Annotated in this window: 16 protein-coding genes; 8 read left to right on the top strand and 8 right to left on the bottom strand. The window is 70.9% G+C overall.

Annotated elements, in window-relative coordinates:
* Positions 1 to 9: 9 nt before the first annotated feature.
* Entirely contained in the window at positions 10 to 912 is a 903-nt protein-coding gene (locus tag AB0K67_RS23645) for a hypothetical protein (RefSeq protein WP_364063915.1), read from the top strand.
* On the opposite strand, the gene AB0K67_RS23640 is transcribed toward AB0K67_RS23645, so the two are convergent.
* Positions 884 to 1,414, bottom strand: coding sequence for a gamma carbonic anhydrase family protein (locus tag AB0K67_RS23640; protein WP_364063912.1), 531 nt, complete (start codon positions 1,412 to 1,414; stop codon positions 884 to 886). The genes AB0K67_RS23645 and AB0K67_RS23640 overlap by 29 nt on opposite strands.
* 138 nt (positions 1,415 to 1,552) lie before the next feature.
* Between AB0K67_RS23640 and AB0K67_RS23635 the strand changes: the two genes are divergently transcribed.
* Entirely contained in the window at positions 1,553 to 2,584 is a 1,032-nt protein-coding gene (locus AB0K67_RS23635) for a hypothetical protein (RefSeq protein ID WP_364063909.1), read from the top strand.
* 156 nt (positions 2,585 to 2,740) lie between these two features.
* Here AB0K67_RS23635 and AB0K67_RS23630 read toward each other — a convergent pair whose 3' ends face one another.
* The 4 genes from AB0K67_RS23630 to AB0K67_RS23615 all read right to left on the bottom strand — a co-directional run bounded on the left by AB0K67_RS23630 (position 2,741) and on the right by AB0K67_RS23615 (position 5,378).
* Entirely contained in the window at positions 2,741 to 2,977 is a 237-nt protein-coding gene (locus tag AB0K67_RS23630) for a hypothetical protein (RefSeq protein WP_364063906.1), read from the bottom strand.
* A 122-nt stretch (positions 2,978 to 3,099) separates the two neighbouring features.
* Entirely contained in the window at positions 3,100 to 3,852 is a 753-nt protein-coding gene (locus AB0K67_RS23625; RefSeq protein WP_364063903.1) for a GntR family transcriptional regulator, read from the bottom strand.
* A 152-nt stretch (positions 3,853 to 4,004) separates the two neighbouring features.
* Positions 4,005 to 4,547 (bottom strand): VanZ family protein, encoded by a 543-nt coding sequence (locus AB0K67_RS23620; RefSeq protein ID WP_364063900.1) that lies wholly within the window; start codon positions 4,545 to 4,547, stop codon positions 4,005 to 4,007.
* 126 nt (positions 4,548 to 4,673) lie between these two features.
* Positions 4,674 to 5,378 (bottom strand): dienelactone hydrolase family protein, encoded by a 705-nt coding sequence (locus AB0K67_RS23615; RefSeq protein WP_364063897.1) that lies wholly within the window; start codon positions 5,376 to 5,378, stop codon positions 4,674 to 4,676.
* A gap of 228 nt (positions 5,379 to 5,606) precedes the next feature.
* On the opposite strand from AB0K67_RS23615, the gene AB0K67_RS23610 reads away from it, so the two are divergent.
* The 5 genes from AB0K67_RS23610 to kynU are packed head-to-tail and all read left to right on the top strand — an operon-like array spanning position 5,607 to position 10,341.
* Positions 5,607 to 7,019 carry an aldehyde dehydrogenase family protein gene (locus tag AB0K67_RS23610; protein ID WP_364063895.1) on the top strand — a complete coding sequence of 471 codons (1,413 nt, stop codon included), beginning with the start codon at positions 5,607 to 5,609 and terminating at the stop codon, positions 7,017 to 7,019.
* On the top strand, positions 7,012 to 7,809 hold the full coding sequence (locus AB0K67_RS23605; RefSeq protein ID WP_364063893.1) for a fumarylacetoacetate hydrolase family protein: 798 nt from the start codon (positions 7,012 to 7,014) through the stop codon (positions 7,807 to 7,809). The genes AB0K67_RS23610 and AB0K67_RS23605 overlap by 8 nt, the downstream gene beginning before the upstream one ends.
* A complete protein-coding gene (locus AB0K67_RS23600; protein WP_364063890.1) occupies positions 7,806 to 7,949 on the top strand; it encodes a hypothetical protein in 144 nt (47 codons plus the stop codon). Before AB0K67_RS23605 ends, AB0K67_RS23600 begins: the two co-directional genes overlap by 4 nt.
* A gap of 13 nt (positions 7,950 to 7,962) precedes the next feature.
* Positions 7,963 to 9,132: an ABC transporter substrate-binding protein gene (locus AB0K67_RS23595; RefSeq protein ID WP_364063887.1), complete on the top strand. Its 1,170-nt coding sequence runs from the start codon at positions 7,963 to 7,965 to the stop codon at positions 9,130 to 9,132.
* A 15-nt stretch (positions 9,133 to 9,147) separates the two neighbouring features.
* Positions 9,148 to 10,341 carry a kynureninase gene (gene kynU / locus AB0K67_RS23590; RefSeq protein ID WP_364063885.1) on the top strand — a complete coding sequence of 398 codons (1,194 nt, stop codon included), beginning with the start codon at positions 9,148 to 9,150 and terminating at the stop codon, positions 10,339 to 10,341.
* A gap of 106 nt (positions 10,342 to 10,447) precedes the next feature.
* Here the strand turns inward: kynU and AB0K67_RS23585 are convergent, their stop codons facing one another.
* Entirely contained in the window at positions 10,448 to 10,819 is a 372-nt protein-coding gene (locus tag AB0K67_RS23585; RefSeq protein WP_364063882.1) for an MmcQ/YjbR family DNA-binding protein, read from the bottom strand.
* An 8-nt stretch (positions 10,820 to 10,827) separates the two neighbouring features.
* Positions 10,828 to 11,871 (bottom strand): DUF2293 domain-containing protein, encoded by a 1,044-nt coding sequence (locus AB0K67_RS23580; RefSeq protein ID WP_364063880.1) that lies wholly within the window; start codon positions 11,869 to 11,871, stop codon positions 10,828 to 10,830.
* Positions 11,872 to 11,980: 109 nt separating this feature from the next.
* Between AB0K67_RS23580 and AB0K67_RS23575 the strand changes: the two genes are divergently transcribed.
* Positions 11,981 to 12,784: an FKBP-type peptidyl-prolyl cis-trans isomerase gene (locus AB0K67_RS23575; RefSeq protein WP_364063878.1), complete on the top strand. Its 804-nt coding sequence runs from the start codon at positions 11,981 to 11,983 to the stop codon at positions 12,782 to 12,784.
* Between the two features lie 52 nt (positions 12,785 to 12,836).
* On the opposite strand, the gene AB0K67_RS23570 is transcribed toward AB0K67_RS23575, so the two are convergent.
* The gene (locus AB0K67_RS23570; protein WP_364063876.1) at positions 12,837 to 13,751 is read right to left on the bottom strand and encodes a M23 family metallopeptidase; all 915 of its coding nucleotides are present in this window, start codon (positions 13,749 to 13,751) and stop codon (positions 12,837 to 12,839) included.
* Between the last annotated feature and the right edge of the window lie 30 nt (positions 13,752 to 13,781).

The raw sequence follows: 13,781 nt of genomic DNA, 5'->3' as shown, positions 1-13,781 counted from the left end.
ATGGCCGCTATGAGGGCGAAGGTTGCAGGGATCGTGGCGGTCGTCAGCGTGCTCTCCAGCTGCGGTGCGGATGCGCCGGCACAACCGACGCTCTCAGGGCCGGGGATTCTCACGCTACAGAACGCCACCGCGCCGGCGCCCGGCGGGGAGGTGGGCGAGGCGTCCACGGAGTTCGACGACGCGGCCGATCTGTCCATGTGGACCAAGCTCAGTGACACCGAGAAGGACATCGACAGGATCGCCAAGCTCGATGTGAACGAGACCGTGAAGGGCGCGATGTACCTGGAGCCGAAGACCTCGGCCTGGTTCGACGCCTTCCGCGGGCCCTTCGTCTACCAGGAGCTGGCCGGCGACATCGTCATGTACGCCAAGGTCAAGGTCACCGGCAAGAAGGGCGGCAAGCCCAAGCGGCTGTTCTCGCTCGGCGGCCTGATGGCCCGCCAGCCCGGCTCGTACGCCAAGCCCAACTGGGTCTCGATCACCACCGGCACCGCGGAGAAGAGCGGCCAGGTCGAGGTGAAGTACACCCAGGACGGCAGCTCCAAGCCGGAGGAGCTGGCGGTCAAGGACGGCTGGGTGGAGCTGGTGCTCGGCCGGGTCGGCCGGGTGTTCGTCGCCCTGTACAAGGAGGAGGGCGGCACGTGGAAGGTCGGCAAGCGCTGGCCCTCGACGCTGCCCGACGTGCTCCAGTGGGGGGTGACGGCCTACACCGACTGGGACAGCTACAGCACGCTGAAGAAGGACGCCGCCAAGGGCAACGCCAAGCAGGTCAAGGGCACGCCCGACCTCAAGCTCACGGTCGACTTCGTCCGGTTCCTGCGGCCGGAGCTGCCCGACTACGCCGATCCGCTCAACGAGGCGTCGGTCTCGGACGAAGTGCTGATCAAAGTGATGACGCCTGCCGGTGCCTGATCGCCTTGGCCTGGTAGTTGTCCGGCGTACGGGCGAAGGAGGCGCGGTCGTCGTCGGTCAGCTCGCGCACGATCTTCCCCGGCACGCCCGCGACCAGCACTCCGGACGGGATCTTCTTGCCCGGCCCGACCAGCGCGCCGGCCGCCACCAGCGTGCCCGCGCCGATCCTGGCGCCGCCCAGCACGATGGCGCCGATGCCGATCAGCGCGCCGCGCTCCACGTACGCGCCGTGCACCATGGCCTTGTGGCCCAGGCTCACGCGGTCTTCGAGTATCGCGGGCTCTCCGGGATCGGCGTGCAGGCACGACAGGTCCTGGACGTTGCACTCCTCGCCGATCTCGATCCGCTCGTCGTCCCCGCGGAGAACGGAGCCGTACCAGATGCTGGACGCCCGTCCGATGCGTACGCGGCCGACCACCACGGCGCCGGGCGCGATGTACGCATCGGGGTGTATGTCTGGGGTTGCTCCGCCATCCAACGCTGCTATGTACATTCGAGGCATCTTATTTCCAGGTCGGGGTATGGCGTTCGGGTTGCGGCTGTGGGCCGATGGCAGGAAAGTCGTTTCCTGACGTCTCGTCGCCAGACCCTCACAACCCGCAGTTTTCCCCCGCCTCACGCGAACCCTTAGGTAACCCCCATGATGAACCAGCACGAGAACTTTCCCGATCTGATGCAAGAGGAGACCTTCGAGGTCGTCATGCGCGGCTACAACCGCCGCCAGGTCCACGACTACATGATGCGCACCCGTAACCAGATACGGGATCTCGAGGAACGGCTGGCGCGGGCCATAGAGCAGGCGGAGCAAGGCCGGATCGAGCTGGCCGAGGCCCGGCGGCGGATGGTCGAGACGCCCCAGAGCTACGAGGACCTGAGCCCGCGGCTCGCGCAGATCCTCCGGCTCGGGGAGGAGGAGGCCCAGGCCAAGCGGGAGGACGCCGAGGCCGAGGCCGCCAGGGTGCGCGAGGAGGCCAAGACCGAGGCCGACCGGCTCGTCACGTCGGCGCGCGAGACCTCCGACAAGATCCTCACCTCCGCCCAGGCCGAGGCCGAGCGCCGGGTGAGCGAGGCGACGCAGGCCGCCGAGCGCATGCTGGCCCAGGCGGGCAGCGACGCCGAGGAGCAGCTTTCCGCCGCCCGTACGGAGTCGGAGGAGACGCTGGCCAACGCGCGGGCCGAGGCCGAGCGGCTGGTCACCACCGCCCGCGAGGAGTCCGAGCAGCTCCTGGCGTCGGCCCAGGCGCAGGCCGAGCAGATCGTCTCGGGCGCGCGGGCCGAGGCCGACGCGCTGCTGACCGGCGCCCAGCAGCGGGCGGCGGCGATCGACGAGCAGGCCGGCCGCCGGGTCGACTACCTCACCAACACGCACACGGAGGTGGTGCGGCGGCTGACGGAGATCAGCACGGTGCTGGGCGACCTCATGGTGGCCGAGTCGAACGCCGGGCCGCTGGTGCCCGAGTCGGCGGTCTCCACCTCCCCCGCGCTCCCGCAGCCGCAGCAGGGCATCGAGCCGCCGCAGGAGCCGCAGGACGACGTGCGGGTCATCATCGAGGATGGCGAGACCGCATCGGAGCCGGCCTCCGTGCCGGCCCCCGATCCGGCCGGCACGGAGGTCTCTGACGACACGGACGTGCACATCGTGCGCCTGCCGGAGACTCCCGCTCACAAGTGACCGCGGTGCGAGCGGAAGCCTCCGCCCCCGATAGGGTCGGAGGCTTCCGCGTTCGTGGCCCCTCCTGATTTGGGGGCCCGGTACCGGGGCCGCCGAGACGCTGGACCCGGCACCGGGCTGCTCGCGTGCGGGTGGCGTGACGCTCCGCCGCCCGCGTCATGGAGGCGCGGGGCCGGCCCGTTCCTGCTCGCCGGCCCGCCTCTCCTGGTCCCGGAGCTGGTCGCGCAGCCCCTCCGGGTCGTCCGCGTCGATGGTCATCGCGCATCCTGCCTCGCGCTGCGCCGCGCTCAGCGGATGGTGTCTCGTGGCCCACCAGCGGCCCGCGTCGCTCCGCCAGATGGTCCACTGGGGATGCTCCCGGGCGATCTCGGCGAGGTGCCGATCAAAGGACATCGCTGTCCACCTTCCCGGGCCCCGAGCGAGGTTCCATCTCCCTTAAGAAGATGCGCCACCTCTCTAGAGAATTCAATGATCGCGGGGGTCAGGTCAACGTTGCCTTGACAAATCACCTTGAATCATGCGTCGAAGTCGTATTGGAGTACATACGCGGCCGAGTCCAGGATCATCTCGTTCAGCTCGACCGGCCGCCCGTCCGACGCGTACGCGGTCCGCGCGATGACGATCACCGGCGTGCCGCCCGGCAGGTCGAGCAGGTTGCTCTCGCGGGGGTTCGGCATGCGGGCGCGCACCTCCTCGGTGAAGTGGGCAGGGGGCACGCCGAGCTCGGCGAGCCTGGCGTACACGCCGCCGGGCCCGGTGTCGGTGAGGGTGATCGCGCTGCCCTCGACCAGGTGGGCGGGGAAGTAGGAGGTGGCGAGCTGCACGGGCCGCGCGTCCACCAGATAGCGCCGCCTGCGCACCCACACCTGGTCGCTGTCCAGCACCCGCGCCACGTCCTCGGCGGCTCGCTCCAACGCCACCTCCACCCGGTCAACGGTGAACGGACGCCCGCGCGCGTCGGCGTCCCAGATGGCCCTGCCCTGCCCCCACTGCTCCCGCGACAGGCGTCGTGCGCCGTGCCTGCGGATCGGTTTGAACTGCCGCACGTAAACCCCCGAACCTCGTTTGGGCACCGCCAGCCCTTCGTTGATCAGTACGGCAAGCGCCTGCCTGGCGGTGGCTCGAGCGATTGCGTATTCGGCCATCAGTGCGTTCTCGCCCGGCAGTCGGTCCCCGTCGCGCAACTCGCCGGCATGAATCCGGGCGCGGAGACCGTCGGCGATGCGTCGATAGATAGGGGGCTCGTGGGGTACCGGGGATTCAGACAACTTTGATCACCCTCTGTCACCAACCAGGTTGTGGCGTCTCCAGAGAACTTGCCCCGTCTTGTCCACGATCGCACAGATGCAGGCGATGGTCGCGGGCAGATTTTGGACGGATCGTGCCTGAGTGGTGAATTCCGCGAGGTTTTAGCGGACCGTTACTGTGGAACGGTCCGGGCCGGTATTCGATCCGCCCACCAGCGGCGAGTAACCAAAGAGAAGATCGCGGCGCCCGCCGCATTGAGGAGCACATCGTCGACGGACGAGAAACGGCCCAGGCGTAGGACGTACTGAAGCGTCTCGACGATGACCGAAAACCCCGCGGCGAGGGCCGCGACCCTGGCCGTCGAGCACATCGCGCGGCTGCGCACCGGTAGCAGCGCGCCCAGCGCGGCGAAGACCAGCAGATTGCCTCCGACCTGCACCAACACCTCCTCCCACGGCGCTCCGGCGAGGTCTGCGAGGTCGCTGAACGGCACCAGCGAGACCCCGTCGGCGCCGCCCGCGGGAGTGAGGATCATCCAGATCCATGGAGCGGTCCCGACCGCGATGCCCACGTCGGCGACGGAGGTGCGCAGGGGCATGGGATGGCCGGAACGGGTGCGATGGCGGGCGAGGAGCACGATCGCCAGCAAGGCCAGCGGAAGTGCAATCGTCCCAGCAATTATGACGTTTCCCCACAATTCCCATGTCCGTGCCATCCGACCATGATGGCGATGATCTAGGGATACCGGAAGATGTCCCTTCGGACAGGTCTTAAGGGACGGTCGCCCCTTAAGGCATGGCGCCTAAGAGACGGGCCTAAGAGACGGGCCTAAGAGACGGGCCTAAGAGACGGGCAGGTGCCGGTCGAGGAATTCCAGCGCCACCCGCCAGGCGCGCTCCGCCGCCTCCGGGTGGTGGAACATCGGCGCCTCGCTGTTGTGGAAGGCGTGCCCCGCCTCCTCCTCGATGTACATCACCACGTTCGGACGGCTCCGCGCGGCCTCCTCCACCACCGCCACCCGATCACGCGAGATGAACGGGTCGTCGCCGCCGAACACCAGCAGCAGCGGCGCGTCGATGCGTTCGAGCAGCCCGGTCGACTCGGGCACCGCCGAGCCGTAGAAGGACAGCACGGCCGCCAGCTCGATCTGGGTGGCCAGCATGAACGCGACCGTGCCGCCCAGGCAGAAGCCCAGCGCGCCCACCCCGCCGCGCACCTCCGGCATCGCGCGCAGGTGGGCCACCGTCAGCGCGCAGTCGGCCACCCCCTGGGCCAGGTCGAAGTCGCGGGCCAGCTCGATGGAGGTCGCGGTGCCCTCCGGCGTGTGCTCGCCTCGCCAGTGCGGCCTGATGCGCCAGAACAGGTCGGGCGCGGCCACCACGTAGCCCTTTGCGGCCAGCTCGGCGGCGACCTTCTCGATGTACGGGCCGACGCCGTAGATCTCCTGGATCAGGAGAATCCCGGGCCCGCCGCCCGACTCGGGCAGCCAGGTCCGTACGTCGAAGGTGCCGTCGTGGGCGCTTATCCGATCGGTGCGGGTCTGCATGTCCACCAGCATCGCGCATGGCGCCCGCCGCGTTCCGGCGAGACGATGCGAACGGCGGGTCCGTGTCGTCAGCGTCGTCAGCGTCGTCAGCGTCGTCAGTGTCGTCAGCGTCGTGTGCGTCGTGAAGTCCGCGTCGTGTCGCCGGTGCCGTGCCGTCCGTGCCCCGCGAGGCCCGCCGCCGTCCGCGAACCGATCGACACCGGGAAGTGGAGGAGAGATGAGGAGAACGTGGTGCTGACCCATTTCATCGGCGGCCGGCCGGTCGCCGCGGGGCCGGGCTTTCCCGTCCACGATCCCGTCACGGGCCTCGTGGTCAGGCACGTCCACGAGGCCGATCCCGAGGTGGCCGACCGGGCGGTGCGCGCGGCCAGGGAGGCGGCGCGCGACTGGGCGGCGATGCCCGTCGGCGAACGCGCGGGCTGGATGCGCCGCCTGGCCGAGGGCATCGAGGAGCGCTTCGACGACCTGGTGGCCGCCGAGATCGCCGACACGGGCAACCCGCTCGACCAGACCCGCACGCTCGACGTGCCGCGCGGCATCGCCAATTTCCGCGCCTTCGCCGAGATGGCCGCCCAGCGGCCGGAGGAGGCCTTCCACCTGTCGGGCACGCTCAGCTACACCGTGCGCAGGCCGCTCGGCGTGGTCGCGGTGATCGTCCCGTGGAACCTGCCGTTCCTGCTGATGACGTGGAAGCTCGCGCCCGCGCTCGTCTGCGGCAACACCGTGGTCGTCAAGCCGTCGGAGCACACGCCGGGCTCGGCGGCGGTCTTCGCGGAGATCTGCGCCGGCGCGGGGCTGCCGCCCGGCGTGGTGAACATCGTCTTCGGGCACGGGTCCGCAGGCCAGCTCCTCGTCGAGCATCCCGACGTGGACGCGGTGACATTCACCGGCTCCACCAGGACCGCCGCGGCGATCATGCGGACGGCGGCCCAGCGGGTCAAGCCGATCTCGTTCGAGCTGGGCGGCAAGAACGCCGGGCTGGTCTTCGAGGACTGCGACCTCGACAGGGCCGTGGAGGGCACGGTCCGCTCGGCCTTCACCAACGGCGGCCAGGTCTGCCTGTGCACCGAGCGCATGTACGTGCAGCGCCCGATCTTCGAGGAGTTCTGCGCCCGCCTGGCCGCCCGCGCCCAGGAGGTGGAGCCGCAGCCCATGATCTCCGCCGCGCACCGCGACAAGGTGCTGTCCTACTACGCCCTGGCCCGCTCGGAGGGAGCCAAGGTGCTGGCGGGCGGCGGCGTGCCGGTGTTCGGCGACCACCGTGACGGCGGATACTACGTCGAACCGACGGTAGTGGCAGGCTTGTCGGAATGGTCGAGGTTCAACCGGGAGGAGATCTTCGGTCCCGTGTGCCACGTCGCGCCCTTCGACAGCGAGGCCGAGGCCCTCGACCTCGCCAACTCCAGCGAGTACGGCCTGGCCGCCACCGTCTGGACCACCAGCCTGGACCGCGCCCACCGGGTCGCCCAGCGCCTGGAGGCGGGGCAGGTCTGGGTCAACACCTGGGACGTGCGCGACCTGCGGGCGCCGTTCGGCGGCGTGAAGCTCTCGGGCATCGGCAGGGAAGGCGGCACCCGGTCGCTCGACTTCTACTCAGAACCCACCACGATCACCATCAAACTGGAGCAGCCCGATGCATGACGAATGGTCCCAGGCAGTGGACGTGCACGCCCAGGCCGCCGACCGGCTGGCCGAGGCGGCGCGTACGGGCAAGCCCTGCGAACCGATCAGGGACCTGGTCAGCACGGCGGCCGACGGGTACGCCGTACAGGAGATCCACACCAGGCGGGCGCTCGGCGAAGGGCGGCGGCTGGTCGGCAGGAAGGTCGGCGTCACGAACGCGCAGCTCCAGCAGCGCTTCGGCATCGACCAGCCCGACTACGGCATGCTGTTCGCCGACATGTCCTACTGCGACGGCCTGCCGGTCCCGTACGAGCGGTTCCTGCAGCCGCGCGCCGAGGCCGAGGTGGCGCTGGTACTCGGCGACGACCTCACCGGCGGTCCTTTCACGGTGGCCGACGTGATCAGGGCGGTGGACTTCGCGCTGCCCGCGATCGAGATCGCCGACTCGCGGATCGCCGACTGGGACATCACGCTGGCCGACACCGTCGCCGACAACGCGTCGGCGGGGGCGTTCGTGCTCGGCAGTACGCCGGTGCCGCTGACCGGGCTCGACCTGCGGGCGGCGGGGATGACGATGACCCGTAACGGCGCGGAGGTCTCGACCGGCTCGGGCGAAGCCTGCCTCGGTCACCCGTTCAACGCCGCCGTCTGGCTCGCCACCCGGCTCGGCCGCACGGACTACGCGCTGCGGGCCGGAGACGTGGTGCTGACCGGCGCGCTCGGCCCGATCGTCCCTGTCGAGCCCGGCGACGTGTTCGACGCCCGCATCGAGGGCCTCGGCTCGGTACGGGCGGTGTTCGGCGCGTGAGACCCCCGCCCAGGGCCTTCCGGGTGCCCGGCAAGGCCACGCCCGCAGGCCGGCACCCGCACGTCAAGCGGGCCGGCGACTTTGAGATGCAGGCGGTCGCCTACCACCCGCAGGAGCGGGCCTTACCGTCGCCGGGCTGAAGGGAGTCTCCCCATGCGCCTGCCCATGCTGGGGCTGCCGGCGGCCGGGCTGGCGGTGCTCATGGCGGCCGGCTGCGGCGGCGCGGTGCCGCAGGCCGGCGACGCTGCGCCGGTCGAGGTCGGGGCGATCATCACGCAGACCGGCGTGTACGCCGCGCTCGGCGACGAGATGGAGACCGCCATGCGGCTCTACCTCGACGATCACGGCGGACGGCTGGGCGGCAGGCCCGCCCGGCTGATCGTGGCCGACGACGCGGGCAGCCCCGAGAGGGCGAGGAAGGAGGCCAGGCGGCTGATCGGCGAGGGCGCCGACGTGCTCACCGGGCTCATCTCTTCGCCTGTCGCGGTGGCGGTGGCCGATGAGGCGGGCAGGGGAGCACGCGGAAGGGCCGTCCTGGGGCCGGGCGGGGGAGAGGGGGCCGACGGAGCGGGTGCGGTGCCCGTCGTGGTCGCCAACGCCGGTGCGGACGAGCTGGGCGGGCCGCACGTCTTCCGCGTCTCGTACACCAACCGCGAGCACGGCCGCGCGGCCGGCCGGTACGCCGCCGAGCGATACGGCCGGCGGCCCGTTGCGCTCATGGCCTCCGGCTACTCGGCGGGCGAGGAGACGCTGCGTGGCTTCGTCGAGGGCTACGGGGCCGAGCCGATCGCCCGCGTCATGACGCCGCCGGGCACCGTCACCGAATTCGAGCGGTACCTCGCCCGCGTCCCTGACGAGGCCGAGCTGCTGTTCGCCTGCTACGCGGGTGGGGAGGCGGTGGCGTTCGCCCGGGCGTACAAGCGGCTCGGCTACGACGCCAAGGTGCCGCTGCTGGCCTCCATGAACCTGACCGACGAGGACGTGCTGCGCGCGATCGGTCCCGATGCCGAGGGCATCACGAGCGTCGGCATGTACGCGCCCGCGCTGGACAACCCGGACAACGCCGCCTTCGTCGCCCGCTGGCGGGCCAGGACCGGCCGCGACCCGTCGGCGGTCGCGCTGCAGGGCTGGGACGCGATGCGGGTCATCGACGCCGCCCTGTCCAGGGGCGGCGATCTGACGCGGCGGCTGGGGGAGCTGGGCGAACTGGCGGGTCCGCGCGGCCCGTTCCGTCTGGACGAGCGGCACGAGCCGGTGCAGAACTGGTACGCCAGGGAGTACCACAATGGGGTGAACAGCGTTACAGCCACCATTCCGCCATGAACAGGAGCGAATCCCGTGGATCGCGACCAGTGCCTCGCCCTCGACGCCCAGGACCCGCTGCGGGCGTTCAAGGACGAGTTCGTCCTTCCAGAAGGCGTGATCTACCTCGTCGGCAACTCGCTCGGCGCGCTGCCGAAGCGTACGGCGGAGCGCATGCGGCGCGCGGTCGAGGACGAATGGGGCGGCCAGCTCGTCGGCGGCTGGAACCACGCCGGATGGTACGACCTGCCGCTCACCCTCGGCGACCGCCTGGCCCCGCTCATCGGCGCGGGACCGGGCCAGGTCGTGGTGGGCAACACCACCTCGATCGCGATCTTCCAGGCGGTGGCGGCGGCGCTGCGGCTGCGGCCCGACCGCCGGGTGATCGTCTCCGACGCCCAGAACTTCCCCACCGACCACTACATGGTGCAGGGCCTGGCCGGGCTGGTCGGCGGCTATGAGATTCGCGACCTCGCCGAGGGAAGCTTCGCCGACGCCGCCGTGGTGCTGCTCTCGGAGGTGGACTACCGGACCGGAGCCCGCAGGGACATGGCCGAGGTGACCGCCGCCGCGCACGCCGCCGGTGCCCTCATCGTGTGGGACCTGTGCCACAGCGTGGGCGCCATGGAGGTGGACGTCTCGGACGTGGACTTCGCGGTCGGATGCACGTACAAGTATCTGAGCGCGGGGCCGGGCGCGCCCGCCTTCCTCTACGTCAACCCGCGCCACCACGGCACGGCCGAGAACGTGCTGTCCGGCTGGCACGGGCACGCCGCGCCGTTCGCGTTCGAGACCGACTTCCGGCCCGCCGACGGCATGCGCAGGTTCGTGATCAGCACCCCGCACGTGCTGTCGCTCGCGGCCCTGGACGCGGCGCTCGACGTGTGGGAACGCGTGCCGATGGCGCAGGTCAGGGCCAAGAGCAAGGCCCTCACCTCGCTCTTCGTCGACCTGGTCGGCGACCGGCTGGAGCTGGCCTCGCCCGCCGACCCGGAGGCGCGGGGCAGCCAGATCAGCCTGCGCCACCCCGACGGCTACCCGATCATGCGGGCGCTGATCGACCGCGGCGTGCACGGCGACTTCCGCGCGCCCGACACGCTCAGGTTCGGCTTCGCGCCGCTCTACCTCGGCTACACCGACGTCTACGACGCCGCCGCGACCCTGCTGGAGGTGCTGGACAAGGAGCTGTGGCGGGACGAGAAGTACGCCGTCCGCCTCGCCGTCACCTGACGCCTCGCCGCCCGCGCGGCCGTCGCCCGGACATCGTCGCCGGGCCACGCGACGGCACGCCTGCGCGGCGCGCCCAAGGGATGTGAAGGGCGGGCGGGGCGACGGGTCAGAGCGCGTCGAGAGCCTTGATCGCGCGCTTGGGCGCGACCGCGCGGTAGCTCTCCTCCACCCAGTCGAGCAGCACCTCGGTCTCGGGCAGCTCCGCCATGAACGGCACCGTCACCCAGCCTGCCTTGCCCAGCCCGTAGCCGCTGGGCTTCGCGCCGGGGACGGTCAGCGCGTGGCCGTGGGCCTCGGAGAGCAGCTTGACGGTGAACGCCGGCTGCCACTTGCCGGTGGGCTCGTCGAGGCCGAGGAAGACGAAGACCTTCTTGCCGACCTTGACGACGGTCTCGCCCCAGGGGTGGTCTTCGTGGGCCTCGGGCAGGCCGAGCGCGAACGCCAGCAGCTCTTCCCGCACGTCATGCCAGTCGCTCATGCCTCACCCTAACCCGGCCGGCGGAATTCTTCGAGCTTGCGTTCGATAACGTCTCTGACCCGGTCGCGGGCCTCCATCCTCGGCACGCCCGCCATCAGCAGCCGGTCGTAGTCGGTGTCGAGATGCCGGATGGAGGCGATCACCGCGAGCGTGATCGCGTTCTCGTCGAGCGCCTTCGCGGCGGCCGACCTGCCCACCCGGCCGCTGCCACGCTGGCCCGCGTGCTCGGCGATCTCGCGGGCGCGCGGCTCGGGGCAGCCGGGGAAGAGCCTGGCGATCTCGGCCGCCATCTTCGCCTGGAACTCGACGTCCTGCTCGGCCCTGCGGACGCGGTCGCGCTCGCGGCGGCGCAGGCGTACCTCCTCGTCGGCCAGGCAGCGCTCCTCGGCGGCGGCCAGCGCGGCCTCCTCGACCAGCAGGCCCTTGCGCTGGTAGACCTTGCGCCGCCGGTTGTACTGCACGACGACCGCTGACAGGCCGCTCTCCTGCTTGGCCCGGCGGCTGAGCGCCGCGTTACCGGACGGCAGGAACACCAGGTGGTCGAGGTCCGCGCAGGTCAGGCAGTGGGGCTCGTCGTCCTCCATGATCAGATAGGGGCCGGTGTCGCCGCAGGACGCGCAGGTGAACGGCTCAAGCGGGGCCACCACCATGAGGTCGGGCGCCTTGCTCTGCGCCTCGGTGAGCCGCCGCACCCGGGCCTCGCTCAGGTCGGGCGACAGCCAGTGCACCCGGAACGGCGCCTGGTCGGGACCCTTGACGAAGCGCAGCTCGCGGCGGTCGCGGGTGCCCGCCACGTACGGGGTCTCCACCGGCCGCAGCCCCTTGGCCAGCGCCCACTCGCGCAGCAGCCCCGCCGTGACGAGCAGCCGGTCCTCGTCCACCGCGGCCAGCTCCGCCAGCGTGCCGGCGCGGCCCTGCCGCCAGACGTCCACGTGCCTGGTGTGCAGCCAGCGCAGGCCCGTCACCACGTCGATGAACGTCACGTACTTGCGGGTGGTCAACGCGATCTCGGCGGCTTGGGCGACCCTGCGGGCCAGGTTGGGCTTGGACACCCTCCAAGTTTGTCGTGAGATGGCGCGGCGCGAAGCTTTCCTTGCACCGCTTGCGGCAAGTAACTCCTTCGGACTCGGGCCCCGGAGGAGAGCCCTGGAGGAGAGAACGTTGCGTCTGTTCTGGCCTGCCCTGCTCCTGCTCGCCACCTCGTGCGGCCTGGCGGAGGAGGGCACGCAACCCGTCGTCACGGGACGTTTCGGCAGCAAGCCGGTCGTCACCCTCCCGAAGGGCAAGCCGGGGCGGACGCCGCGTATCACGGTGCTGTCCACGGGCAGCGGGCGCCGGACGATGCCGGGCGACGTGGTGCTCGCCGACGTGGACATCCGGCGCTGGTCGGGCAACCGGCCGTACATGAGCACCTACGACGGCGACCAGCCCACGACGGTCGTCTTCGACGGCCGCAAGGTGCCGGAGACCTGGCGGCGCTCGCTCATCGGGCATCCGGCGGGCAGCCGGGTCATGCTGATCAGCCCGGCCGGTCAGGCGCTCGGCCCGAACGTGCCGTCGGCCGGCCTCGACCCCGACGACACGCTGGTGCTCGTGTTCGACATCATCGGCGGCTACCCGCCGGACGCGCGCCTGGTCGGGCGGACGCTGCCGGTCGTGCCCGCCGACCTCGCCCCCGCCGACCCGCCCCGCGTGCTCATCGACGGCTCGGGCGGCGAGGTCGCCGCGGGCTCGAAGGTGGTCGTCCAGTACGTGGCCGCGTCCTGGCCGTCCCGCCGGGTCGTGGACTCCTCCTATCGGCGGGGCGGGCCGAGCGCGTTCACGCTGGAGCCGGGCGCGGTGCCGGCCTCCTGGGTCGGCGCGCTGGCCGGGCGGCGGGTCGGCAGCAGGATCGCGGTGCCGTCGCCGGGCGAGCGGCCCAGGCTCTACGTGATCGACATACTCGACACCGTCACGCACGCGTAGGCCGGGCGGCCCTCGCGCCGCCCGGCCTGGTCAGATGAGGGGTCGGGTCAGGTCAGCTGCAGTGCTCCCACGGGCTGTCGTACGTGGACGAGCCCGCCTTGCCGCCCCACTTGACGCATGTGCTGGGAGCGGCCGCCTTGACCGGGCCCGCGTAGTAGCTGAAGTTGCCCGAGTCGGTCTTGCGGGACTTGCCCTGCACCTCGAGATAGGCGCTGACGGCGGTGGCCTTACCGATGTTCTTCGCCTTCAGCGTCACCACGCAGTTGTTGGCGTTGCTGGAGTTGTAGAGCAGGTAGACCGTGCCGTCGGTGCCCAGCTTGGCCGAGTCGATGACCTTGAAGCCGGAGCCGCACACCTGCTCGGGCTTGTACGGGTTCGTCGATCCGCCGCTACAGCCGTTCTGCGAGGTCAGGGTCTGCTGGGGGTACCCGAACGTGACCCCGTTGAAAACGGCCCGCTGGATGTTGGACGGATAGTTGTCGCCCAGCCGTACCTCGTAGTGGAGGTGCGGCGAGATGTTGTTGCCCGGCTTGCTGGTGTTGCCGACTGTGCCGATCTTCTGGCCCTGGGAGACGGACTGTCCGACGCTGACCGTACGGGTGTCCAGGTGCGCGTAGTACGTCGCCCAGCCGCCACCGTGGTCGATCTTGACCAGGTTGCCGAAGCCGTTGGTCGAGCCTTGGTGCGACGAGATCACCACCGTCCCGGCGGCAGCGGCGACCACGGTGTCGCCCTTGTCGGCGTCCGCGGTGCTGCCCCGGTTGAAGTCGATCTCGTACGAGCGGTGCGCGCTGCTCGCGCTGGAGTTGCCCGTCCACGTCTGGCCACAGGGGAAGGGGAGCTGGAAGTTCGTCGCGAGGATCTGGGCCTCTTCCGATTCCGGTACGGGATCGGCCGCCGCCGGGGACGCTGCGCCGAGGCCGGCGATCAGCACCAGGGCCGCGGCCATTGCTCCGTAGAGCTTCATGGGGTGATCCTTTCCGTGGGATCTCTGAGA

This window comes from Nonomuraea sp. NPDC052634, assembly GCF_040678535.1.
GTDB lineage: Bacteria > Actinomycetota > Actinomycetes > Streptosporangiales > Streptosporangiaceae > Nonomuraea > Nonomuraea fastidiosa.
Note: the sequence above shows the minus strand (reverse complement) of the source record. Positions and strands in the feature narration are given on the sequence as shown.